24 protein-coding genes are annotated in these 23,917 nt (G+C 68.2%); 15 read left to right on the top strand and 9 right to left on the bottom strand.

Translation table 11 applies throughout. The features are described from left to right. The first annotated feature begins 30 nt into the window (after positions 1 to 30). The 6 genes from ACWW1C_RS05780 to abc-f all read left to right on the top strand — a co-directional run bounded on the left by ACWW1C_RS05780 (position 31) and on the right by abc-f (position 6,372). Positions 31 to 1,077: a 2,3-butanediol dehydrogenase gene (locus ACWW1C_RS05780; RefSeq protein ID WP_455982547.1), complete on the top strand. Its 1,047-nt coding sequence runs from the start codon at positions 31 to 33 to the stop codon at positions 1,075 to 1,077. A gap of 14 nt (positions 1,078 to 1,091) precedes the next feature. Continuing rightward, entirely contained in the window at positions 1,092 to 1,886 is a 795-nt protein-coding gene (locus ACWW1C_RS05785) for an acetoin reductase (RefSeq protein WP_455982548.1), read from the top strand. Between the two features lie 23 nt (positions 1,887 to 1,909). Further along, the gene (locus ACWW1C_RS05790) at positions 1,910 to 3,190 is read left to right on the top strand and encodes a GAF domain-containing protein (protein WP_455982549.1); all 1,281 of its coding nucleotides are present in this window, start codon (positions 1,910 to 1,912) and stop codon (positions 3,188 to 3,190) included. A gap of 26 nt (positions 3,191 to 3,216) precedes the next feature. Beyond that, on the top strand, positions 3,217 to 4,281 hold the full coding sequence (gene dapE / locus ACWW1C_RS05795) for a succinyl-diaminopimelate desuccinylase (RefSeq protein WP_455982550.1): 1,065 nt from the start codon (positions 3,217 to 3,219) through the stop codon (positions 4,279 to 4,281). Continuing rightward, on the top strand, positions 4,278 to 4,640 hold the full coding sequence (locus tag ACWW1C_RS05800; protein WP_455982551.1) for an RNA-binding S4 domain-containing protein: 363 nt from the start codon (positions 4,278 to 4,280) through the stop codon (positions 4,638 to 4,640). The genes dapE and ACWW1C_RS05800 overlap by 4 nt, the downstream gene beginning before the upstream one ends. A 142-nt stretch (positions 4,641 to 4,782) precedes the next feature. Beyond that, complete coding sequence (abc-f, locus tag ACWW1C_RS05805) at positions 4,783 to 6,372, top strand: ribosomal protection-like ABC-F family protein (RefSeq protein ID WP_455982552.1); 1,590 nt, start codon at positions 4,783 to 4,785, stop codon at positions 6,370 to 6,372. A 75-nt stretch (positions 6,373 to 6,447) separates the two neighbouring features. Here abc-f and ACWW1C_RS05810 read toward each other — a convergent pair whose 3' ends face one another. Together ACWW1C_RS05810 and ACWW1C_RS05815 are read right to left on the bottom strand one after the other, a co-directional pair. Continuing rightward, positions 6,448 to 7,275 carry a type VII secretion target gene (locus ACWW1C_RS05810; protein WP_455982553.1) on the bottom strand — a complete coding sequence of 276 codons (828 nt, stop codon included), beginning with the start codon at positions 7,273 to 7,275 and terminating at the stop codon, positions 6,448 to 6,450. Positions 7,276 to 7,346: 71 nt separating this feature from the next. After that, entirely contained in the window at positions 7,347 to 9,005 is a 1,659-nt protein-coding gene (locus tag ACWW1C_RS05815) for an AAA family ATPase (RefSeq protein WP_455984166.1), read from the bottom strand. A 101-nt stretch (positions 9,006 to 9,106) separates the two neighbouring features. On the opposite strand from ACWW1C_RS05815, the gene ACWW1C_RS05820 reads away from it, so the two are divergent. From ACWW1C_RS05820 to ACWW1C_RS05850, 7 genes are all read left to right on the top strand, one after another. Next, positions 9,107 to 9,700, top strand: coding sequence for an LOG family protein (locus tag ACWW1C_RS05820; protein ID WP_455982554.1), 594 nt, complete (start codon positions 9,107 to 9,109; stop codon positions 9,698 to 9,700). A gap of 11 nt (positions 9,701 to 9,711) precedes the next feature. Then, positions 9,712 to 11,493 (top strand): long-chain-acyl-CoA synthetase FadD6, encoded by a 1,782-nt coding sequence (gene fadD6 / locus ACWW1C_RS05825; protein ID WP_455982555.1) that lies wholly within the window; start codon positions 9,712 to 9,714, stop codon positions 11,491 to 11,493. A gap of 108 nt (positions 11,494 to 11,601) precedes the next feature. Further along, positions 11,602 to 12,426: a dihydropteroate synthase gene (gene folP / locus ACWW1C_RS05830; RefSeq protein WP_455984167.1), complete on the top strand. Its 825-nt coding sequence runs from the start codon at positions 11,602 to 11,604 to the stop codon at positions 12,424 to 12,426. Between the two features lie 31 nt (positions 12,427 to 12,457). Further along, complete coding sequence (locus ACWW1C_RS05835; RefSeq protein ID WP_455982556.1) at positions 12,458 to 13,399, top strand: glucosyl-3-phosphoglycerate synthase; 942 nt, start codon at positions 12,458 to 12,460, stop codon at positions 13,397 to 13,399. A 46-nt stretch (positions 13,400 to 13,445) separates the two neighbouring features. Next, positions 13,446 to 13,751 (top strand): DivIVA domain-containing protein, encoded by a 306-nt coding sequence (locus ACWW1C_RS05840; RefSeq protein ID WP_455982557.1) that lies wholly within the window; start codon positions 13,446 to 13,448, stop codon positions 13,749 to 13,751. Further along, positions 13,748 to 14,332, top strand: a complete 585-nt coding sequence (locus tag ACWW1C_RS05845; protein ID WP_455982558.1) for a DNA-3-methyladenine glycosylase I — start codon at positions 13,748 to 13,750, stop codon at positions 14,330 to 14,332. Before ACWW1C_RS05840 ends, ACWW1C_RS05845 begins: the two co-directional genes overlap by 4 nt. Before the next feature lie 153 nt (positions 14,333 to 14,485). Continuing rightward, positions 14,486 to 14,653, top strand: a complete 168-nt coding sequence (locus ACWW1C_RS05850) for a DUF3117 domain-containing protein (protein ID WP_005059648.1) — start codon at positions 14,486 to 14,488, stop codon at positions 14,651 to 14,653. Position 14,654: 1 nt separating this feature from the next. On the opposite strand, the gene glgA is transcribed toward ACWW1C_RS05850, so the two are convergent. After that, positions 14,655 to 15,824 (bottom strand): glycogen synthase, encoded by a 1,170-nt coding sequence (gene glgA, locus ACWW1C_RS05855; protein WP_455982559.1) that lies wholly within the window; start codon positions 15,822 to 15,824, stop codon positions 14,655 to 14,657. Positions 15,825 to 15,901: 77 nt separating this feature from the next. Here glgA and glgC point away from each other — a divergent pair, with 77 nt between their 5' ends. Beyond that, positions 15,902 to 17,116: a glucose-1-phosphate adenylyltransferase gene (gene glgC / locus ACWW1C_RS05860; protein ID WP_455982560.1), complete on the top strand. Its 1,215-nt coding sequence runs from the start codon at positions 15,902 to 15,904 to the stop codon at positions 17,114 to 17,116. On the opposite strand, the gene ACWW1C_RS05865 is transcribed toward glgC, so the two are convergent. From ACWW1C_RS05865 to ACWW1C_RS05890, 6 genes are all read right to left on the bottom strand, one after another. Further along, positions 17,113 to 17,706: a DUF4126 domain-containing protein gene (locus ACWW1C_RS05865; RefSeq protein WP_455982561.1), complete on the bottom strand. Its 594-nt coding sequence runs from the start codon at positions 17,704 to 17,706 to the stop codon at positions 17,113 to 17,115. The two genes, glgC and ACWW1C_RS05865, sit on opposite strands and share 4 nt — an antisense overlap. Positions 17,707 to 17,784: 78 nt before the next feature. Further along, positions 17,785 to 18,459 carry a methyltransferase family protein gene (locus ACWW1C_RS05870; RefSeq protein WP_455982562.1) on the bottom strand — a complete coding sequence of 225 codons (675 nt, stop codon included), beginning with the start codon at positions 18,457 to 18,459 and terminating at the stop codon, positions 17,785 to 17,787. Positions 18,460 to 18,466: 7 nt separating this feature from the next. Continuing rightward, complete coding sequence (locus ACWW1C_RS05875) at positions 18,467 to 20,104, bottom strand: ABC transporter permease (RefSeq protein WP_455982563.1); 1,638 nt, start codon at positions 20,102 to 20,104, stop codon at positions 18,467 to 18,469. Further along, positions 20,101 to 21,042 (bottom strand): ATP-binding cassette domain-containing protein, encoded by a 942-nt coding sequence (locus tag ACWW1C_RS05880; RefSeq protein WP_455982564.1) that lies wholly within the window; start codon positions 21,040 to 21,042, stop codon positions 20,101 to 20,103. The genes ACWW1C_RS05875 and ACWW1C_RS05880 overlap by 4 nt, the downstream gene beginning before the upstream one ends. Beyond that, positions 21,039 to 21,692 carry a TetR family transcriptional regulator gene (locus ACWW1C_RS05885; protein ID WP_455982565.1) on the bottom strand — a complete coding sequence of 218 codons (654 nt, stop codon included), beginning with the start codon at positions 21,690 to 21,692 and terminating at the stop codon, positions 21,039 to 21,041. The genes ACWW1C_RS05880 and ACWW1C_RS05885 overlap by 4 nt, the downstream gene beginning before the upstream one ends. A gap of 381 nt (positions 21,693 to 22,073) precedes the next feature. Further along, on the bottom strand, positions 22,074 to 22,802 hold the full coding sequence (locus ACWW1C_RS05890) for an O-methyltransferase (protein WP_455982566.1): 729 nt from the start codon (positions 22,800 to 22,802) through the stop codon (positions 22,074 to 22,076). 411 nt (positions 22,803 to 23,213) lie between these two features. Between ACWW1C_RS05890 and sigE the strand changes: the two genes are divergently transcribed. After that, complete coding sequence (gene sigE, locus ACWW1C_RS05895) at positions 23,214 to 23,873, top strand: RNA polymerase sigma factor SigE (protein WP_455984168.1); 660 nt, start codon at positions 23,214 to 23,216, stop codon at positions 23,871 to 23,873. The last annotated feature ends 44 nt before the right edge of the window (positions 23,874 to 23,917 follow it).

A 23,917-nucleotide genomic window follows, 5' to 3' on the forward strand; every position in this document is an offset into this window, starting at 1 on the left:
GTGTGGTCGCGGTCACATACAACTGGTCGCATGAGAGCAGCTGTGTACTACGGACCCAACAAAGTCGCGGTCGAGGACGTCGCCATTCCGGCCCCCGGACCGGGCCAGGTTCAACTGCGGGTCGGCTTCAACGGCATCTGCGGCACTGATTTGCACGAGTACTACGCCGGCCCCATCTTCGTCCCCACGCAGCCGCATCCGCTGACCCACCAGGAGCTGCCGCTGACGCTGGGCCACGAGTTCTCCGGCACCATCACCGCCGTCGGCGCCGGCGTCACCGAATGGTGCGAGGGCGACCGGGTGGCCGTCGAACCCATCTACAAATGCGGCCATTGCGGACCCTGCGCGGCGGGCAACTACAACGTCTGCCAGCAGATCGGCTTCCACGGCCTGATGTCCGACGGCGGCATGGCCGAGTACACCGTGGTGCCGACGAACATGCTGCACCGGCTGCCCGACACTGTCTCGCTGGAGCTCGGGGCGCTCGTCGAACCGATGTCGGTGGCCTACCATGCGGCGACGCTCGGCGACGTCAAGCCTGGTGACACCGCGATGGTGTTCGGCGCGGGTCCGATCGGCATCGGGCTGTGGTTCGCCCTGCGTGGCAAGGGACTTCAGGAAGTCTTCGTCGTCGAGCCGTCGCCGACGCGGCGAGCCGCCATCGAAGCGCTCGGCGCCGTCACGCTCGACCCGACCGTCACCGACGTGCCGGGCTTCATCGCCGACCACACGTACGGCGCCGGGGCCGACGCGGTGTTCGACGCCGCCGGGGTCACTCCCGCCGTCGAGACGGCGCTGGCCTGCGTCGGATCGCGCAAGCCGATGGTGAGCGTCGCCATCTACGAAAAGCCATTGCAGACACCACTTTTGAACCTGGTGATGAACGAGTCCCGCATTCAGGGCTCGCTGTGTTACACCGGTGCCGACTTCGAGGCCGTCATCGCATTGATGGCGCAGGGCGCCTACGACACCACCGGCTGGGTGGCCCAGATCCCGATCGGGGATGTGGTCGCCGAGGGATTCGAAGCACTACATGCGGGGAACAAGATGAAAGTTCTGGTCGACCCGACGCGATGAGCGGAGAAACAGCAATGACATTGTCAGACAAGGTAGCCCTGGTCACCGGGGCCGGACGCGGCATCGGACGCGGTATCGCATTGCGCCTGGCCCGTGACGGCGCCGACGTGGCGCTCGTCGACGTCGAAGCTGATCCGTTGGCGGAGGTGGCCGCCGAGATATCCGAAATCGGCTCCAAATTCACCACTTTCGTCGCCGACGTCAGCGCCCGGGATCAGGTGTTCGCCGCTGTCGACTATGTCGCGACCGAACTCGGCGGCCTGGACATCATGGTGAACAACGCCGGTGTCGCGCTGGTCGGTCCGATCGCCGACGTCACACCGGAGGACCTGCAGCGGCTGTGGTCCATCAATGTCGACGGCGTGCTCTGGGGTATCCAGGCCGCCGTCGCGAAATTCAAGGAACTGGGTAATCAGCGCAACGGCAAGATCAGCAAGATCATCAACGCGTCGTCGATCGCCGGGCACGACGGCTTCGCGATGCTCGGCCCGTACAGCGCCACCAAATTCGCCGTGCGCGCCTTGACCCAAGCCGCAGCCAAGGAGCACGCCGCCGACGGCATCACCGTCAACGCCTACTGTCCCGGCGTGGTGGGCACCGACATGTGGGTCGACATAGACCGGCGATTCTCCGAGCTGACCGGCGCGCCGGTAGGCGAGACGTACGCCAAGTTCGTGGGCGGCATCGCCCTCGGCCGAGCGGAAACCCCGGACGATGTCGCGGGATTCGTGTCGTACCTGGCCGGCCCCGATGCCGACTACATGACGGGACAGGCCGGCCTCATCGACGGCGGTCTGGTCTATCGCTGAGATGCGGAGCACAATCGGCGGTGATGCAGAGTCCGGCCGTGCCTGAACCAGCGGTAGCTGTTGGCGAAGACCCGCGCAGTTACGCGCGGTTGATGTCGGCCGTCTACGACGCGACGATGTCCGGCGGGCGGGCCCCGGCGCGGCCCCGCGACGTGATCGGCGAGTCGTGGCAGCGGATGCTGGCTCGCGGTGTCAACCCCGACACCCACATCCCGCCGGTCATCGAATCGTCCGGGCTGGATGCGCTGCGCAAGTCGTCGGGCCTGCTGGCCGTGCTCGACGATGTCTCACGCGGACTGGAATCCATTGTCGCCGAAGGCGACAACATCCTCGTGCTGGCCGACGCGCGGGGCCGGGTGCTGTGGCGGTCGGGATCCACGGCGGTGCTGGGCAAGGCCGACCGGCTGGGATTCGTCGAGGGCGCCAACTGGGGTGAGGGTGCCGTCGGCACCAACGCCATCGGGACCGCGCTGGCGTCCAACCGGGCCGTACAGGTGTTCTCCGCCGAGCACTTCCTGCGCAGCCACCACGCCTGGACCTGTGCGGGCGCCCCGGTCCGCGACCCGCGCACCGGCCAGGTGATCGGCGTCGTCGACGTCTCCGGCCCGGCCGCGACGGTGCATCCGACCACCGTCGCGCTGGTCGATGCGGTGGCCCGGCTGGCCGAAGCCCACCTGCGCGAGCAGCACGAGGGCACGCTGAACCGGCTGCGGATGGTCGCTGCCCCGATCCTGGCCCGCATCGGCGCTCCGGCGCTGGCGGTCGACGCCGACGGCTGGGTGGCCGCCGTCGACCAGATGCCGCTGCACAACCGGATACTGCTGCCCGACGAACTCGCCCCGGGGCGGGCGTGGATTCCGACCCTCGGACGATGCGACGTCGAGATTCTGCCCGGCGGGTGGCTGGTGCGGCCATCGGTCGCCGCGTCCGACGACGACGCCACCGCCACCCGCGTCGTGCTGGACCTGCGTGGTGCTCCGGTCCTGGAGATGGCCGGTCAGTTCGGTGGCTGGCGCCACGACATCTCGCTGCGGCACGCCGAAATCCTGCTGGTCCTGGCTGCCCACCGGAGCGGACGCTCGGCATCGGAGCTTGCGGAGGACCTCTACGGCGACCGCAGCCGGGTCGTCACGGTCCGGGCCGAGCTGTCCCGCATGCGAAAGCAGTTGGCGGGCTTGATTCTTGGCAAGCCCTACCGGTTCGGTGACGACGCCGTCGTCGACGTGCGCTACCCGGCCGACCGCTCGACGTTGCTCGGCGCCTCGACCGCACCGGCCATCCGGGCCCTGCGCACGGTCGCCTGACCGGACGGACCGACTAACCTGACTGAATGCTGGATCTCGCCGCCGACCCGATCGCTCTGACCGCTGCGCTGGTCGACATTCCCAGCGAATCGCGGCACGAGCAGCTCATCGCCGACGAGATCGAAGCTGCGCTCAAGGCCCAGGCCCCGCACTTCGAAGTGATCCGCAACGGCGACGCCGTGCTCGCCCGGACCAACCTGGGCCGGTCGTCGCGCGTGCTGCTGGCCGGGCACACCGACACCGTCCCCGTGGCCGACAACCTGCCCAGCCGGCTCGAAGGTGACGAACTCTGGGGCTGCGGCACCTCCGACATGAAAGCCGGCGACGCGGTGTTCCTGCACCTGGCTGCCACCATCGCCGAGCCGACGCACGACATCACGCTCGTCATGTACGACTGCGAGGAGATCGAGTCCAGCGCCAACGGCCTCGGCCGCATCGAACGTGAACTGCCCGACTGGCTCCAGGCCGACGTCGCCATCCTGGGCGAGCCCTCAGGCGGACTCATCGAAGCCGGCTGCCAGGGCACGTTGCGTGTCATCATTCACGCCACCGGCACCCGCGCGCATTCGGCGCGATCGTGGCTGGGCGACAACGCGATTCACAAACTGGGCGCAGTGCTCGACCGGCTCACCGCCTACCAGGCCCGGCAAGTCGACATCGACGGCTGCGTGTACCGCGAGGGCCTGTCCGCGGTCCGCATCGACGGCGGGATCGCCGGAAACGTCATCCCGGATGCCGCGTCGGTCACCGTCAACTTCCGGTTCGCCCCGGACCGCAGCGTCGAGCAGGCGCTCGCGCATGTGCACGAGGTGTTCGCCGGTCTCGACGTGCGCATCGAGCTCACCGACTCCGCGGCCGGTGCGCTGCCAGGGCTGACGCAGCCGGCCGCGGCGGCGCTGGTGGCGGCGGCCGGGGGACGGGTACGGGCCAAATACGGCTGGACCGACGTGGCACGCTTTGCCGCCCTTGGCATTCCGGCCGTCAACTACGGACCCGGTGACCCCAACCTCGCGCACAAGGTCGACGAGCGGGTGACGACGGCAGACATCACCGCGGTCACCGACATCCTGCGGCGGTACCTGACACGTTGAGTAGCGTCCGCGTCGACAGCTGGATTTTCGCGGTCCGGATCACCAAGACCCGGGCACTCGCTGCCGCCGCCTGCCGGGCGGGTCACGTCCGCGTCAACGGTGTCACCGTCAAACCGGCGCAGTTGGTCGGTCCGGGTGACGAGGTCCGAGTCCGGATCGAGGGCCGTGAGCGCATCGTCGAGGTCATCCGACCGATCGCCAAGCGGGTGGGTGCGGCCGTGGTGCCGGAATGCCTGATCGACCGCAGCCCGCCGCCACCGGCCAAAGAGGCGATGCCTGCCGTGCCGATCCGCGACCGCGGAGCGGGTCGGCCGACCAAACGTGAACGGCGGCAACTGGATCAGCTGCGCGGTCACTGACGGCGATTAATCAGTTGCGCCCGTGAGTACTGTGGGTTTTGCAACTGCTGTCGACCGAGGTGGGCCGAAACATGCTGGGAGAAGACATCTCCGGATAACCGGAGTACGCCCTCGCCCTGTTCACTCTCACGAGAGCATTCGCATGTCTTCTATCACCTGTGCCCATTTGTCGTTTTCCTGGCCCGACGACACCGAGGTCTTTTCGGATCTGTCGTTCACCGTCGGCGCCGGCCATACCGGACTGGTCGCACCCAACGGCGCCGGCAAGAGCACGCTGCTCAAACTCATTGCCGGAGAACTGCAGCCGACCAGCGGCGGCGTCACCGTCGACGGAACGCTCGGCTACCTGCCGCAGACACTGCCCTTCGCCACCGATCTGACTGTCGCGGAAATGCTGGGTGTTGCCCCTATTTTGGCGGCGCTGGCTGCGCTGGCGGATGGGGATGCGTCCGAGGCCGTGTTCGCCGCCATCGGCGACGACTGGGACATCGAGGAGCGTTGCACCGCGCAGCTGGCGCGGCTCGGCCTCGATGTTTCCCTCGATCGGAGGCTCGGCACCTTGTCCGGCGGGGAGGTCATCACCCTCGGGCTGGCCGCACAATTGCTCCGTCGGCCCGACGTCCTGCTGCTCGACGAGCCCACCAACAACCTGGATTCCGCGGCACGACAACGGCTCTACGACGAGCTGGACCGCTACCCGGGCGCGCTGCTGCTGATCAGTCACGACCGCGCGCTGCTGGATCGCATGAACCGCATTGCCGAACTACGGGACGGCGAAATCCATGTCTTCGGTGGGAATTTCACGGCCTATCAAGACGCGGTCGCCGACGCGCAACGTGCCGCCGCGGACGAAGTGCGCAACGCGGAGTCGCAACTCAAGCTCCAGAAACGGCAGATGCAACAGGCCAGAGAACGCGCCGCGCGCCGATCGGGCACCGCCGCCCGCAACGTGAAGGACGCCGGACTACCGAAAATCGTTGCGGGCAAGCTCAAACGCGATGCTCAAGAGTCCGCCGCCCGCGCCGATGAGGTTCACTCCCGACGGGTCGACGACGCCAGAGCGCGCCTCGACGCCGCGGAACGGGCGGTGCGCGACGATGATGTCATCGCCCTCGATCTGCCGGACACCACCGTGCCCACGGGTCGAACCGTGCTGAGTGCGACCGGTCTGAACATCAAGCGCGGTGATCAAATGTTGTTCGCCGAAAACGGAGTTGACCTCGATATTCGCGGACCCGAACGCATCGCCTTGACCGGTCGCAACGGCGCTGGCAAGTCCACGCTGCTCCGGATGATCAACGGCGACCTCCAGCCTGATACCGGCACCTTGGCCCGGGGCGGCGGCCGCATCGCCTACCTGTCGCAGCGTCTCGACCTGCTCGATGAGCAGTGCAGTGTCCTGGAGAACCTGATGTCCTGGGCACCGACCCTCAGCATCACCCGGCGGCGGCATCTGCTGGCGCAGTTCCTGTTCCAGGACAACCGGATTGACCTTCCCGTCTCGGTCCTGTCGGGTGGTGAGCGGCTGCGTGCGACGCTGGCTTGCGTGCTCTACGCCGAGCCTGCCCCACACCTGTTGTTGCTCGACGAACCGACGAACAACCTCGATCTGGTCAGCGTCGGACAGCTGGAGTCCGCGCTGAACGCTTACCGTGGCGCCTTCATCGTGGTCAGCCACGACGAGCGTTTCCTCGATGCGATCGGCATCGAACGGCGGATCACGCTGCCGTAGCCGAACGTGGGCGAAATGGCTGAATTCTGGTTGAGTTTGCGGTCATTTCGCCCACCCTCGGCAGGCCGGTCCGGCCTAGATGTCCTGCGGCCGGGTCTGGGCCGGGCGGCGCGGCGGGGGAGTGGCGCCGTTCGCCGGCCCGGCTTCGTCCGCCTCGGAACCGCCAGGCTGGCGGTGCTCGACCGACAGAATCCGCTTGTCGTCCTCGCCCTTTTCTTGGCGCTCCGGGTCCCGACGCTCCCGCTCCCGATCGTCCGCATCCGACTTGTCATGTTCGGCAGCGGAATCCGCTCCGCTGGAGTCATTGAGCCCGCTGAGCCCCGACCCCGCCGCATGCCCGGCGCCGACACCATCGATGCCACCCAGGCCACCGGCAATCCCGCCCAGCACCCCGGTGAGACTCTGCGCTATCTGCCCGGGAATCTGTCCCAACGACTGCGCCACACCTTGCGCGATCTGGCCGGCTTGCTGGCCCACCTGCCCGAGCGTCTGCGCCACGTCGCCGCCACCGGCTGCCGGGCTGCCGGGGACAGCCGCGCCGAGCCCACCCGGCGCGCCGGCAGTGACACCACTACCGCCACCCGGGATGCCCTCGGCGGCCGACGAAAGCCCGCGTGCGCCCTGCTCGTCACCGGCGCGGTACGCCTCGGCGGCACGGTGCAGCTGCTCGGACATCTGCTGGCCCGCGGCGCCCGTCGACTGCAGGATGTTGTCCCGTCGTGCCATTACCCCGCCCAGCGCCGAATTCATGCCGAAGGCGATCAGCCCGTGGGTCGTCGCGGGGCCGACGGACTGCCCGACACTGCCGCCGTTCTGGAGCTGGCCGAGCCCGGCCGCGACCGCGTCGTGCACCCGGGCCATGCCCAGCACACCTTCGGTATTGACGTACAGCGGATCGCCCATGACCTGACCCCTCGAAGCTCTGTTGTCGTCAATCCTATGGCGGCGTCGCAGACCTGCCTTACAGCAAATTGTCAGGTATGGCCGGTGGCGACGCCGGCCGCGACCGCCCGGGCCTGCCGGCCGAAGGCGCAATCGACTCGGACGCGGTCGAAACAGTCCGCGGCCCGGACATCGCCCAACAACGCCGCGTCGTGCAGGGCGCGCAGCGCGACCGCCGACTGGCCGCCGCGTTCGGCGGCGCGGTAGGCCTCGCGGGCAGCGGCCACCGCGCCGTGCCGATCCCGCCGAGCCGCGTTGGTCCAAGCGCGGGCCAGGGCCAGCTCGGGCGCGAACAGCATCGACTTCAGCCCGTGCCGAGCCTCGGCGCGCGAAAGTGCGCGGCCCGCCTCGGCGGTCGCGCCGTGCTGTCCGAGTGCCTGCGCCAGCAGCATCCAGGCCAGCGGACCCCACGAATATCCGGTGCGCGCCAGCACTTTCGCCGCGTTCTGCAGCAGTTCGATCGCCGAGTCGAGCTCGCCGCGCGCGATCAGCACGTCGGCCAGCAACACCTCGCCGATGGCCCGCCCAGGCTGTTGAGACTGGGTGAAATCGATCAGCTCCTGGGCCAACTGCTGAGCTTTGTCCGGCTCCCCGGCCAACAGCAGAGCCGTCGTCTGGCCGAACCCGCTGGTGAACCGCAACAGACCCGGCTGCCCGGCGGCCAGGGCGCGTTCGGCGAAGGCATCCACCTCGGTCAACCGGCCCGTGCGGGCGCAGCTCAACGCGGCCGCGGACGCGGCCCAGCCGACGGCGGTATCGCTCGGGTCAGCGCTGGCCAGTACGGAGTCGGCCAGCTGCATGGCCCGGTTGAGATTGCCCGCGTTCATCGCGAACGTCGCCGCCAAGGCGTCCAGGGTGACCTGCGCCGCCGGCGTCTGCACCCGGCCACGGACGGTGCGCAGGAAAGCTGTCGCGCGTTCGGGCTCGGACAGCATCCAGAACTGGTTGGCCGCGCGGGGCAGTGCCCACATCATCAAGGCGGATTCGGTCAGTGCGGCCGCGTCGACCTCGGCCAGCACGGCGTCGGCGTCCAGGCCACGGCCCTGCCAGGCCAGGGCGTAGCTCAACGTCACCCGGGTGGCCAGGCCGCCGGTCGGCAGCGCGGCCCGGCCCAGCCGTTCTGCCAGCTCCAGATCGCCCAGGCGCAGGGCGTCGTCGGCGGCGGCAGCCAGGTCTGTGCCGGTCGCCGCGTCACCAGAGTCGAGTGCCCGCACCGCGCGCCGTAGCCGGCCGACGACGCCGTCGCCGTCGAGCGGGGGTAGCGGTTCCGGGGCATGGGCCACGACGGCAGGGCCGGGCGCGTCAACCGACACCGGAACCACCAACCGATCCCGTACCAACGACGAAATGCCTTCGGGCAGAGACTGATTCGATTCCGCGGTGATGATGACCCGGGCGGCTCCCGACACCGCGAGCTGATACACCAGCGACGCTGACAGCCGGTCGAGCAGATGCCCGTCGTCCACGACCAGCAGCAGTCCGGTCCCGAGCGCTTCCCGCGCCGCCCGCAGCACCTGAACTGTCCGGCCGGTCTCGGGCACCGTGAACAACCGCTCGAACGCCCCGAACGGCACGCGGGAGTCGGCCGCGGTGCCGGTGATCCAGGCGGCCCGCTCGAATGCCGGTGCCAGTTCGTCGTACGCCGCCCGTGCCGATGTGGTCTTGCCGGAGCCGGGCGCGCCGGTCAGCAGCGCACCGGACCGGGTTTCGACGCCCGCTTTCAGCTGGCTGAGCACCACGGTCCGATCCTATGGCTGCACGACGGACCGCACCGCTCTATTAGCGTTGTGCTGTGCCGGCCGACAACAGCTCCGAAAACGCCAACATCTCCGACAACAACTACGCCGTCTGTGTCTACTGCGCCGCCGGTCCCCGTCATCCCGAACTGCTCACCCTCGCCGGTGACGTCGGCCGCGCCATCGCCGCGAAAGGCTGGACCTTGGTCTCCGGCGGCGGCAACGTCTCCGCGATGGGCGCCGTCGCCGACGGAGCCCGGGAGAAGGGCGGCCGCACCATCGGGGTGATCCCGAAGAAGCTGGTGCACCGCGAGCTCGCCGACGTCAATGCCAGCGAACTGATCGTCACCGACACCATGCGCGAGCGGAAGCAGATCATGGAGGACCGGTCCGACGCCTTCATCGCGCTGCCCGGCGGTATCGGCACCCTCGAGGAGTTCTTCGAAGCCTGGACTGCCGGCTACCTCAACATGCACGACAAGCCGCTGGTGATGCTCGATCCGCACGGCCACTACGACGGCCTGCTGGCCTGGCTGCACACCCTGGTCGACACCGGCTACGTCCAGCAGGCCGCGCTCGACCGGCTCGTGGTCGTCAAAGACATCGACGAGGCGATGGCTGCTTGTGCACCGGGTGACGTCGCTCACTAGGCTCACCGGGCATGAGTGACGAGACATCACGCACCGGCGTCGGCCTGCTGGACATTGCTAAGCAACTGCCCGGTTTCCTGTCCGACGCCCCGGTGATCTTTCGCGGCCTGATCACCGGCTTCGGTGCCAGCCCGACGGCGAAAACGTCCATCGGCAAGGTGTTCCAGGACCGCGCCGCGGCCAACAAGGACAAGGTCTTCATCAAGTTCGACGACCAGCGCATCACCTACGGCCAGGCCAACGCGACAGTCAACCGCTACGCGTCGGTGCTCGCGGCCAAGGGTGTCGGCCCGGGTTCGGTGGTCGGCATCATGCTGCGCAATTCGCCGGACGCCGTGCTGCTGATGCTGGCGACGGTCAAGTGCGGCGCGATCGCCGGGATGATCAACTACAACCAGCGCGGCAATGTGCTGGCGCACAGTCTGGGCCTGCTGGGTGCCAAGGTGCTGGTCGTCGAGGCGGATTTCGTCGAGCCCGTCACCGATTGCGGCGCCGACCCGGAGCTGACGCAGGGCCTCATCTCCGTCGCGGAGCTGCGCGAGCTCGCCATCGGCCAGTCGACCGCCAACCCGGTGGGCACCCGCCAGATCCTGGCCAAGGAGAAGGCGTTCTACATCTTCACCTCCGGCACGACCGGCATGCCGAAGGCCAGCGTCATGACGCACTACCGCTGGCTGCGCGCCCTCGGCGGGTTCGGCGGCCTGGGGCTGCGCCTGAACAGCAGCGACACCCTGTACTGCTGCCTGCCGCTCTACCACAACAACGCCCTGACGGTCGCGACGTCGTCGGCCCTGAACGCCGGCGCCGCGCTGGCACTGGGCAAGTCGTTCTCCGCATCGCGGTTCTGGGACGAGGTCATCAAGTACGACGCCACCGCGTTCATCTACATCGGCGAGATCTGCGGCTACCTGCTGAACCAGCCACCCAAGCACACCGACCGGGCACACAACGTCCGGGTCATCGCAGGCAACGGGCTGCGCCCCGCGATCTGGGACGAGTTCACCTCGCGCTTCGGTATCAAGCGGGTGTGTGAGTTCTACGCCGCCAGCGAGGGAAACACCGGCTTCGTCAACGTCTTCAACATCGACAAGACCACCGGCATCTGCCCGTCGCCCGTCGTCTACGTGGAATACGACCTGGAAACCGGTGAGCCGGCCCGCGGTCCCGACGGCCGGCTGCGCAAGGTCAAGCGCGGCGAACCGGGCCTGCTGCTCAGCAAGGTCAACAGCCTGCAGCCGTTCGACGGCTACACCGACAAGTCGGCCAGCGAGAAGAAGCTGGTGCGCAACGCTTTCAAGGACGGCGACGTCTGGTTCAACACCGGCGACCTGATGCGGTCGCAGGGCTTCGCGCACGCCGCGTTCGCCGACCGCCTCGGCGACACCTTCCGGTGGAAGGGCGAGAACGTCGCGACCACCGAGGTCGAGGCCGCGCTCGGCGCCGACGATCAGGTGGAGGAGTGCACCGTGTACGGCGTCGAGGTGCCGGGCTGCGGCGGCCGCGCCGGGATGGCGTCGGTGCAGTTGCGTGACGGTGCCGAGTTCGACGGTGCCGCACTGGCGAAGGCCGGCTTCGAGCACCTGCCCGCCTATGCGGTGCCGCTGTTCATCCGGATCGTGCCCGAGCTGGCACACACCTCGACATTCAAGAACCAGAAGGTCGACCTGCGCAAACAGGGTTACGGCGACGAGGTGACGGACCCGATCTACGTCCTGGCCGGACGGGAGGACGGCTACGTGCCGTTCTACGCCGAGTACCCCGCCGAGGTGAAGGACGGCAAGAAGCCGCGCTAGCACGCGGAATCAGTAGATTTGCGGCAGCCCGATAGCCTGGGAGTCGTGCAGTCCTCCGCAAGGGGCCAGTTCCTGGGTCGCCAGGTGGCCGGCGATCGCGCGCTGATCATGGCGATCGTCAACCGCACCCCGGATTCGTTCTATGACCGGGGGGCGACCTTCAGCGACGGCGCTGCCCAACAGGCGGCGCGCCGCGCCATCGAAGACGGCGCCGACGTCATCGACATCGGCGGTGTGAAAGCCGGTCCGGGCAGCACCGTCGACGCCGACGAGGAGATCGCGCGCGTGGTGCCGTTCATCGAATGGCTCCGCGGCGAATACCCCGACCAACTGATCAGCGTCGACACCTGGCGGGCGAACGTGGCCAAGCAGGCCTGCGCGGCCGGGGCCGACCTGATCAACGACACCTGGGCCGGCGCCGATCCCGGGCTGCCCGAGGTGGCCGCCGAATTCGGGGCGGGGCTGGTGTGCTCGCACACCGGCGGGGCCGTACCGCGAACCCGGCCCTTTCGCGTGAACTACGGCGTCACCGAACGCGGTGTGGTGGACGACGTCATCGCCGAAGTGACCTCAGCGGCGCAGCATGCGGTCGACGTCGGCGTCTCGAGGGACGCCATCCTGATCGACCCGACGCACGATTTCGGCAAGAACACTTACCACGGTCTTAGTTTGTTGCGCCACGTAAAAGATCTTGTAAATACCGGATGGCCAGTGCTGATGGCCCTCAGCAACAAGGATTTTGTGGGGGAGACTCTAGGTGTCGAACTGACCGAGCGCCTGGAGGGGACACTGGCCGCGACGGCACTCGCCGCCGCTGACGGCGCCGCCATGTTCCGGGTGCACGAGGTGGGCCCCACCCGACGCGTCCTGGAAATGGTCGCGTCGATCCAGGGCAGGCGTCCACCGAGCCGAACAGTGAGGGGACTGGCATGACCCAGCCAGCGAGTAGCCGGAGGCGGATCGCATGACCCTGTCGCCTGAATTGACCGCAGAAGGCATCGCCCGCCATGCGTGGCTGGCCGAACGCAGCTGGAGTCGGCCGACGTGGACCATCGCCGAGCTCGAGGCGGCCAAGGCCGGCCGGACCGTGTCGGTGGTGCTGCCCGCGCTGAACGAGGAAGAGACCGTCGCCGACGTCATCGACAGCATCAGCCCGCTGCTGGGTGGGCTCGTCGACGAGCTGGTGGTCCTAGACTCCGGTTCGACCGACGAGACGGAACTGCGGGCCATCGAGGCCGGGGCGCGCGTCGTCAGCCGTGAACAGGCCCTGCCCGAGGTGCCGGTGCAGCCCGGCAAGGGCGAGGCGCTGTGGCGGTCGCTGGCCGCCACCACCGGCGACATCGTCGTGTTCGTCGACTCCGACCTGCTCGACCCCGATCCGATGTTCGTGCCCAAGCTGCTGGGCCCGCTGTTGCTCGCCGACGGCGTGCACCTCGTCAAGGGTTTCTACCGGCGGCCGCTGAAGATCAGCGGCGGCGAGGACGCCAATGGCGGCGGCCGGGTCACCGAACTGGTGGCACGTCCGCTGCTGGCGTCTCTGCGGCCCGAACTGACCTGCTTGCTGCAGCCGCTGGGCGGTGAGTACGCCGGTACCCGGGAGCTGCTGACGTCGGTCGGGTTCGCACCCGGCTACGGCGTGGAGATCGGTCTGCTGATCGACACCTACGACAAGCTGGGCCTCGACGCCATCGCACAGGTCAATCTCGGTGTGCGCACACATCGCAACCGACCGCTGACCGAGCTGGCCGCCATGAGCCGTCAGGTGATCGCCACCCTGCTGTCGCGCTGCGGCATCAGCGACTCCGGTGTCGGGCTGACCCAGTTCTTCCTCGACGGCGACGCCTACACGCCACGCACCTCGACGGTGTCGCTGATCGACCGCCCCGCCATGAACACGCTGCGCTGACCCGCTCTTGCGGAAGTTGTCGTAGCGATCCGGCAGGATCGTCGGTGTGACGCTGATTCTGATCTACCTCGTGGTGCTGATCCTGGTCGCGGTGGTGCTGTTCGCCCTCGGCACGGTGCTGTTCGGCCGCAGCGAGCAGCTGCCGCCACTGCCGCGGGGCACCACGGCCACGGTGTTGCCCGCATCCGGGGTCACCGGTGCTGACGTCGACGCCGTCAAGTTCACGCAGACCCTGCGCGGCTACAAGACCAGCGAGGTCGACTGGGTGCTGGACCGGCTGTCGCAGGAGCTGGACTCGGTGCGCGGTGAGCTGTCCATGTTGCGCGCCCAGACCGCGGACAGCGAGCAGTGACGGCTCCCGACGGCCGGGTCCGGTGCGGCTGGGTCGACATCGGCGAGACGGCAGACGGGGTGCTGTACCGCGACTATCACGACACCGAATGGGGCCGCACGCTGCGCGGCACGCAGGCGCTGTTCGAGCGGGTGTCGCTCGAGGCATTCCAGAGTGGCCTGTCCTGGCTGATCATTCTGCGTAAGCGGGAGAACTTCCGGGCCGCGTTCCGCGACTTCGACGTGGCGAAGGTGGCGGGCTTCGGGGAGAAGGACATCGACCGGCTGCTGGCCGATCCGGGCATCGTCCGCAACCGCCTCAAGATCGAGGCGACCATCGCCAATGCCCGCGTGCTCGACGGCGGTCTGGACCTCGATGAGCTGCTGTGGTCGTTCGCGCCACCGCCGCGGCCGCGGCCGGCCGAGCTGGCGCAGGTCCCGGCGACCACACCCGAATCGGTGGCCATGGCCAAAGAGCTGAAGCGCCGGGGGTTTCGGTTCGTCGGCCCGACCACGGCGTATGCGTTGATGCAGGCCACCGGGATGGTGGACGACCATGTCGAGGCCTGCTGGGTGCCCCGTCGCAGCTTGTCGGAGGCGTGACGGGCGGGTCTTTCACACCCTCGGGTAGCGATAGGGAACAATAGACATAGTTCAGTTGCAGTTCAGTGCCGTGAGCCGACCCGCTGAGTGGGTGGCTCCGGCCTTGATCCGGGACCGTGGATGCGGTCCGGGCGCGTGCGGAGGGAGCACCCGATGGCGGCGATGAAGCCCCGGACCGGCGACGGTCCATTGGAAGCAACCAAAGAGGGGCGCGGCATCGTCATGCGGGTACCGCTGGAGGGTGGCGGTCGTCTGGTGGTCGAGCTGACCCCGGATGAGGCCGCAGCCCTGGGCGACGAACTGAAGAACGTCACCAGTTAGTTCAGCTGCAGACGCTCCGATAGATGTCGAGCGTCTGCTGGGCGACCTGCATCCAGGAGAATTCCTCGATGCACCGCCGACGGCCGGCCTGCCCGAACGTGCGGGCCTGTTCCGGGTCGCGGACCAACGCGTTGACCGCGTCCGCGAGCCCCGTCTCGAATCCCACCGCGTCCTCGGCGTCGTAGTGCACCAGTAGCCCGGTGTTGCCGTCGTCGACCACCTCGGGGATGCCGCCGACGTCCGACGCGATCACGGCGGTGCCACAGGCCATCGCTTCGAGGTTGACGATGCCCAGCGGTTCGTAGACCGAGGGACAAACGAAAACTGTTGCCGTCGCCAGGATTTCCCGGATCTTCTCGAGGGGCAACATCTCCTGGATCCAGTGCACCCCGGCGCGCGTCGCGCTGAGTTCCTTCACGGCGGCCGCCACCTCGGCGGCGATCTCCGGGGTGTCGGGGGCGCCCGCACACAACACCAGCTGCACGTCGGGGTCGAAGCGGTGTGCTGCCGCGATCAGGTGCCCGACGCCCTTCTGCCGGGTGATCCGCCCGACGAACGCCGCGATCGGCCGCGCTGGATCGATCCCCAGCTCGGCCAGGGTCTCGCCCGCTTCGACCGGATACCAGTCGTCGGTGTCGATCCCGTTGCGCACCACGTGCACTCGCGCGGGGTCCAGCTGCGGGTAAGTGGCCAGCACGTCGGCCCGCATGCCCGCGCTGACCGCGATGACGGCGTCGGCCGCTTCGATCGCCGTGCGTTCGACCCACGACGAGATCCGGTAGCCGCCGCCGAGCTGCTCGGCCTTCCACGGGCGCCGCGGCTCCAGCGAGTGCGCCGTCAGTACGTGCGGGATGCCGTGCAGTAGCGCGGTGAGGTGTCCGGCCATGCCCGTGTACCAAGTGTGCGAATGCACGACGTCGGGCATGGCGGCCGGTCCGGCGAAGGCGTTGTTGACCATCGCCAGGTCCGCCGACAATGTGGTGAGGGCGGCATTGGCCCCGGCGAGCAGCGGATCGGGCTGGGCCACGAACGCGTCCCGCCGATGCACTCCCATGCAGTGGACGTCGACGTCGCACAGCTTCGTGAGCTGACCGACGAGTTCGGTCACGTGCACGCCCGCGCCGCCGTAAACCTCCGGTGGATACTCCCGAGTCATCATCGCCACCCGCATGTCGATGACGTTAACGCGTACGGCGGGTTGGGGCGTATGTCTGGCCGCTTCGGTGGGTGGCTACTAGGTTTGGTGGCATGAGGGAACAGCCGCAGGTGCTGGGAATCGTCTTGGCCGGCGGTGAGGGCAAACGGCTGTATCCGCTGACCGCTGACCGCGCCAAGCCCGCCGTCCCGTTCGGCGGTGCCTACCGCCTCATCGATTTCGTGCTGTCCAACCTGGTCAATGCGCGGTACCTGCGAATTTGTGTTCTCACGCAGTACAAGTCGCACTCACTGGATCGGCACATCTCGCAGAACTGGAGGCTGTCGGGGCTGGCCGGCGAGTACATCACCCCGGTTCCGGCGCAGCAGCGGCTGGGCCCGCGGTGGTACACCGGCTCGGCCGACGCCATCTATCAGTCGATGAACCTCGTCTACGACGAGGACCCGGACTACATCGTCGTCTTCGGCGCCGACCACGTGTATCGCATGGACCCCGAGCAGATGGTGCGGTTCCACATCGAGAGCGGAGCGGGCGCGACCGTCGCCGGCATCCGGGTGCCGCGGGCCGAGGCGTCGGCGTTCGGCTGCATCGACGCCGACGAGTCCGGCCGCATCCGCAGCTTCATCGAGAAACCCGCGGACCCACCGGCGTGCGCCGACGACCCGGAGCAGACGTTCGTCTCGATGGGCAACTACGTGTTCACCACCAAGGCGCTCATCGACGCCATCCGGGTGGATGCCGAGAACCACGATTCCGACCACGATATGGGCGGCAACATCATTCCGCAGATGGTCGCCGATGGGATGGCCGCCGTCTACGACTTCAACGACAACGAGGTGCCCGGCGCCACCGAGCGCGACCACGGCTACTGGCGCGACGTCGGAACGCTGGACGCGTTCTACGACGCCCACATGGATCTGGTTTCGGTGCACCCGGTGTTCAACCTCTACAACCGGCGCTGGCCCATCCTCGGCGAGTCGGAGCACCTGGCGCCGGCCAAGTTCGTCAACGGCGGCTCGGCGCAGGAATCGGTCGTCGGTGCGGGCAGCATCATTTCGGCTGCCTCCGTGCGCAATTCGGTGCTGTCGTCCAACGTCGTCATCGACGACGGGGCCATCGTCGAGGGCAGTGTCATCATGCCCGGCGCGCGGGTCGGCCGCGGCGCTGTGGTGCGGCACGCCATCCTGGACAAGAACGTCGTCGTCGGCCCCGGGGAGATGGTCGGCGTCGACCTGGAGAAGGACCGCGAACGCTTCTCGGTCAGTGCCGGCGGCGTCGTCGCGGTCGGTAAGGGCGTCTGGATCTAGACGGCCACGTCGCTTGCCTTGCGCCGCTTCCGTCGCCGAAGTAGGGCGACCGCGGCCCAGACCAGTGCCGCCAGCACGACCAGAACCAGCACCGGCAGCACCACCGCGATGATGACCAGCCCGACGCTGGTCACGTCCTCCAGAGTGCTCAGCACCGGTGCGGCGAGCCCGCCGGTGGCGACGTTGGCCACGGGCCGCACCGTGGACTTGGTCAGCGACACCACGAGCGCGGTGACGGCCCCGATCACCACGGGAATCCACTGGCCGGAACTGGCGAACGCTCCCGGATCGGTGACGGCCGCGGTCTGCGCCGCGGTGCCGGAGCCGAAGACGATGCCGCCGGAGGTTGGTCGCACGAACGTCTGGATGGTGTCGTTGATGCTGTCGAGGGCGGGCACCTTGTCGGCGACGATCTCGACGACCAACAGCACGGCCACGATGCCCATGACCCAGCCGTTTTCGAGCCAGGACCAGCCGTGCGGGAGGGCCACCAGGTTGGTGAAGCGTCCCAGCAGGCCCATCGCCAGCAGCGGGATGTAGGCGTTGAGCCCCGACGCGGTGGCCAGGCCGAACCCCGTGAACAGTTCCACCCGCCCAGTGTCCGTGATTTGTGCACGATTTCCCGCGCTGTCCGCGGATTCTCGTGCACAAATCGCACGGTGTCGGTGTCACCAGACGTATGGCAGCAACCGGTAGCGCACCTTGTGGGTGTAGTCGACGTAGCCGGGCAGTTCGACACGCAGCATCTTCTCTTCGTCGGCGATCCGGGCCATGAGGGCCGGCGCGGCGGCGAGCACCGGGACCAGCCCCCAGTAGGAGCCGAGCGCCGGCGGGGTTGCGAGCATCATGATGAGCGCGCAGATGTACATCGGGTGCCGCACGATCCCGTAGAGGCCGGTCGAGATCACCGGCTGCCCGGCCTCGACCGAGATGCTCGCGCCCGCGAAGTTGTTCTGGATGACGACCCACTGGGCCGCCACCAGTGACACACCCACCACGACGTTGCCCAGCACCACGACCGCCGTGGGCACGTCGGACCACCCGAAGCGCCAGTCGAGTGCGCTGACCACGCCGGTCGCGACCACCGATGCCAGGAGCGCCCAGATGGCCACCTTCTGAACGGGGCGGGTCTCGGCCGTCGGTCCGCCGTGCATCCGTCGGGCCAGTGCCTCGGGGTGTTTGATGGCCAGGTACATGCTGGGACCCATGGTGGCGACCATGAAGACCGCGATGAAAACCCAAGCCTGCCAATAGTGGATGGTGCCGGCCGGCAGGCACAGCAACACCGCGAAGAACACGATGCCGCCTGCCGCCGAGGCGAGTGCCTGCAACGCGAGTTTCATGTTTCTCCTACCGTAGGTCGCGGCGCCGGAAAGCCAAGGCGCCCAGAATGATCAGAGTTGCGTCCAGGACCAGCAGCCACACCAGTGGGGTTGCGGTGAAGCTGTCCGACCCGACGCGCGGGACATGGCTGAACGGGTCGAGGTCCAGCACCCAGTGCGGTGAATTCGCCAGCGAACCGAGCAGGTACACCGCGATGAAGCCGACCAGCGCGCCCCACGCCACCGGGGTGAACCGCGGCGCCGCACCGAACAGCACCGTCGTCACGGCCACCAGGAGCCAGATCGCGGGCAGTTGCACGGCCGCCGAGCCCACCACCTGCGGCAGCTTGCCACCGAGATCGTCGGCGGCGGCACCGTATGCCAGGCCCGCCAGTAGTCCCGACGTCAGCATGGCGACCGTCGTGCCGGCCAACGCGATGACCAGATAGCCGCTCAGCCAACGGATTCGGCTCACCGCTCCGGCCAGCAGCGTCTCGGCGCGCTGCGCGCTCTCTTCCTGGTGGGGTCGTAGCGCCAGCGATACCGCGAAGGCAGCGGCGACCATGCCCAGCATGTTGAACGCGATCGCGATGAACGCCTCCTCGAGCGCGCCGGTACCACCGAGTCGGGTGATGATGTCGCGGGCCGAGCCGCTACCGCCCAGCTCGTCGCCGATGCCGTGCACGACGCTGCCGACCAGCAGCCCGTAGAGTCCCAGCCCGACGGTCCACACCAGTACGGATCCGCGGGTCAGCCGCCACGCCAACCCCATTGGGCCACCGAGCATTCCGGTGGCCCGCGGCCGGCCGCGTCGCTCGGCGAACATTCCGGCACCGACGTCGCGGGCGCCCTGGAGTAGGTATGCCAGTACCACCAGGGCGACGGTCAGGGTCAGATGCAGCGCCAGCACGCCGAACCGGTCACCGGCGTACGGACGGACCAGCAGCGACCAGCCCAGGGGAGACGCCCAGGACAGTTCGCTGCCGCTGGCGTCGCCCACCGCGCGCAGGGTGAACGCGGCGCCGAGGACCCCGAAGGCGATACCGCGGGCGACGCGGGCACTGGTGGACAGCTGCGCGGCCACCGCTGCGACGGCGGTGAACACCAGCCCCGAGGCGGCCAGGGCGCAGCTGAAGGCCAGTGAACCAGTAACGGGCACATCGGTTTTCATCAGACCGAGGAATCCGAGCAACCCCGTCAGCACTGACGCGCCGCCGGTCAGTAGCAGTGCGGCGGTCAGGCTCGCGTTGCGGCCCACGGCCGTCGAGTCGATCAGTTCGGTGCGGCCGGCCTCCTCATCGGCGCGGGTGTGCCGGATCATGGTCAGGATGACGGCGACGGCGATCAGCACGTGGAACATGCCGGCTTTCCAGATGCCGGTGGCGCCGAGGCTGTCGTTGTAGATGTTGCCGTAGATCGCGCGTTGGGCCGGGCTGGCCATGATGCTCGCGACGAATCCGGCGCGGCCCGCCGCGGTGGGGTAGACGGCCGCGATGCTGCCGATGTACACCGTCGACAGTGGCAGGGACAGCAGTAGTACCCACAGCGGCAGCACGATCCGGTCGGTGCGCAGGTAAAGGCGAAGCAGCCCAAGGGTTCCGGTGAAGCTGGACGCGCCGGCGGCGGGTGGGGCGGACCCGGACGGGCGGTCCAGGACGGTGGTCATGCCCGCACCTGCTCGGGTTCGCGGTGCGTACGACCTTGGTCGTGGTGGCCGTAGTGCCGCAGGAACAGATCCTCCAACGTCGGTGGTTGGCTCACCAGCGAGCGCACGCCGGCGTCGCCGAGTGCCTTGATGACCGCGCCGAGACTCTCGGATTCGACCCGGGCGGTGAGCATTCGGCCGTCGAAGAAGATGTCGGAAACCCCTGGGAGATGGTCGATCCGGCCGGGGTTGTTGATCATGTCGGCCTTGATGGTGGTGCTCGAGAGGTGCCGCATCGACTCCAGGGTTCCGGTCTCGACCGTCCGGCCGGCGCGGATGATCGTCACCCGCTGGCACAGTCGTTCGGTCTCGGCCAGGATGTGGCTCGACAGCAGGACGGTGGTGCCGCGGCCGGCGGCCTCGGCGACGCATTGCTGGAAGATGTTCTCCATCAACGGATCCAGGCCGCTGCTGGGTTCGTCGAGTAGCAGCAGGTCGGCGTTCGAGGCGAAGGCGGAGACCAGCGAAACCTTCTGCCGGTTGCCCTTCGAGTACGTGCGGGTCTTCTTGGTGGGGTCCAGATCGAACCGCTCGGTGAGTTCGGCGCGGCGCTTCTCGTCGATGCCGCCGCGCATGCGGGCCAGCAGGTCGATCGTCTCGCCGCCGGTCAGGGTCGGCCACAGCGTGACATCGCCTGGTACATAGGCGATGTGACGGTGCAGCGCCACCGAATCGGTCCACGGGTCGCCGCCCAGCAGGCGCACCGTGCCGGAGTCGGCGCGGACGAGCCCCAGCAGGATGCGGATGGTCGTCGACTTGCCTGCGCCGTTGGGGCCGAGGAAGCCGTGCACCTCGCCCCGCCCGACTCTCAGGTTCAGGCCGTCGAGTGCGCGGACCGCGCCGAAGTTCTTGGTCAGGGTGTCGATGGCGATGGCTTCTGTAGCGGCGTTCACATTCACTCCTCGGTGGTGGTGACGATGGGTTTGCCTGATTCCTGTTGGGCCAGAAACGCCTCGTACATGGTCGAATCGGACATGAGGCCCTCGGTGTACAGCTCGAGTGCGGGCAGCAGCATGTCCTGCGCGTAGTCGCGCAGCACCTGGCGGTAGTCCGTCGGGTTGTCGTGCAGCTGGATGTACGTCAGCAAGGCGCCGCCGCTGGTGAGGGCCAGGAAGCGGGCACGCGCCCTGGGGTCGTGACTCGGCTTGATGGTGCCGGCGCGGACGCCCTCTTCGAGATAGCCTTCGGTGTTGTCGATCATGTTCTGCCACAGTGACTTTGACAGTTCGCCGCCGGTCTGCAGGGCCTGCATCAGGTAGGCCGTCATGGGTGCGAAGGATTCGATCTCGGCGAGCTGCGCGAACCACGCGCTCGGGCTGGCGTTCTGCATCGACTCGGTCTTGGCGACCCGGACGGTCTCGATGACGTACGCGTCGCAGGCTTCGCGCAGTTTCTCCTTGGACCCGAAGTGGTGGATCACCAGCGCCGCGCTGACCCCGGCGGCGGCGGCGATGCTGCGGACGCTGGCCGAGAACCCGTGCTGGCCGAACTGTTCGATCGCCGCGTCGCGGATTCGGGCGACGGTGGTGAGGTCCTCGACTGAACGCATGTTTAGTACGTTAAACACGCGTTCAGTCGCACGTCAAGGATCCGGCCCGTCAAGAGCCCGTAAAAATTCGGCAGGTGCGTCAACGGTCTGGTGTGCGCTCGCCGCTTGACCGTTGCCCCTGCGGCTTACGCGACCTTTTGCGCCCTGAATTCAGCGTGAACCTGATTCGCGGTGCGCCGTCGGTTGACCCTGCGTCGAGGGTCTCGGTTACTCGACCTTTTGCGCCCCAGGTGCAGGCTCAACGTCGGCATCGGTGTTCCTGGCGTTGACCCTGCGGTCAGGGTGCGGCGTACTCGACCGTTTGCGCCGTGAGTTCAGGGTCAACGGCGACTGGCGAACGGCGACTGGCGACTGGCGACTGGCGACTGGCGACTACAGACCTCAGTCGCGGACGGCGGCCAGCAGTCCGTCGCCGAGCGGGACCAGGACAGGGGTCAGCCGTTCGTCCTCGGCGATGGCGCGGGTGGCCTCCCGTACCGCCGTCACGTCACGGTCGTTGGCCGACGCGTCGCCGGCGCGGCCGCCGAGTGCGGCGCGGTGCACCACGATCACGCCGCCCGGTCGAAGCAGGCGGACACCCTCGGCGACGAACTGCGGCTGGTCGACGGGCTCACCGTCGATGAACACCAGGTCATAGGACTCGTCGGCCAGCCGGGTCAGTACTTCCTGCGCGCGGCCGACGATCAGCCGCGTCCGGGACGGCCCGACGCCCGCGGCGACGAACGCCTGCTTGGCCAGCCGCTGATGTTCGGGCTCGATGTCGATGGTGGTCAGCACGCCGTCGTCACGCATGCCGGACAGCAGCCACAACCCGCTGACGCCGGCACCGGTTCCGACCTCGACGACGGCCTTGGCCGATGCGATCTTCGCCAGCACGCTCAGCAGGGCGCCGACCGCCGGGGTGATCGGGCCGGCCCCGCTCTCCTCGGCGCGCTCCCGGGCTGCCGCGGTGATCGGTTCCTCGGTGATGGACCGCTCGGCGTGCTGGACGATGGCCTCGGCGGTGCTGGGCTTGGGCGCGACTGCCGGGGCCGCCTCAGTGGGCGCCGGCTGGGCCGGTACGGGCTGGTCGGGGCCGGCCGAAACCGTCGGGTCATCGGTGCTGGACATGTGCGCAGCGTAACGAATGCCCAGCATGCGGCCGGTCAGCACACGCGCAATAGGCACGCGCTCTCAGGTGGTCACGAAGTCATGCCGGGAGACGGCGCGCCACGCCCGGGGCACAAGGTTAAGTTTTGGCGAACATTTAACGGGTATTCGCAGGTCATGGAGCTGACGCCGGGTTTCTCAGGAAAAGTTCAGTTTGCTCATACATCAACCTCACCAGGGTGGGGAACCGTAATCGCCATGCACGCGAGTGTGAATGATCTGCAAGCCGATTCCGGACTCCGGCAGTCGCCGGACATCCGCGGGATCGGGAATATCGGACTCCAGGGACCGGTTCCTGCTGATGCGTCATGTGCCTACGACGCGGAACCCACGGAACTGGAGATTGCCACGACCGCCATACCGGCCCCCACGATGCTCGCCCCGACCCACATGTCACATGTCCCGGTCGCCGAGGCCGAGGTGGATTGGGCTGAAATCAGCGACGAATTGACCGGCACCGCCGTCTTCGATGCCACCGGCGACGTGGCCACCATGCCGTCCTGGGACGAGCTGGTACGGCAGCACGCCGACCGCGTGTACCGGCTGGCGTACCGCTTGTCGGGCAACCCGCAGGACGCCGAGGACCTCACTCAGGAGACCTTCATCCGGGTGTTCCGTTCGGTGCAGAACTACCAGCCGGGCACCTTCGAAGGCTGGCTGCACCGCATCACCACCAACCTGTTCCTGGACATGGTGCGTCGCCGCACGCGTATCCGCATGGAGGCGCTGCCCGAGGACTACGACCGGGTGCCCGCCGACGACCCCAACCCCGAGCAGCTGTACCACGATTCGCGGCTCGGCCCGGATCTGCAGGCCGCGCTCGATTCGCTGCCCCCGGAGTTCCGCGCCGCCGTCGTGCTCTGTGACATCGAAGGCCTGTCGTACGAGGAGATCGGCGCGACGCTCGACGTCAAGCTGGGCACCGTACGCAGCCGCATCCACCGCGGCCGGCAGGCCCTGCGGGAGTACCTGGCCAACCACCCCGGTGACTACTCCGAGGCAGCCGCGGCGATCTCTGCCAAGTCCGCCTGAGCGTTGTGACGTATCCGTCCCAGGTTGTCGCGCTACATTCAGTA

Source organism: Mycobacterium sp. HM-7 (assembly GCF_053852335.1).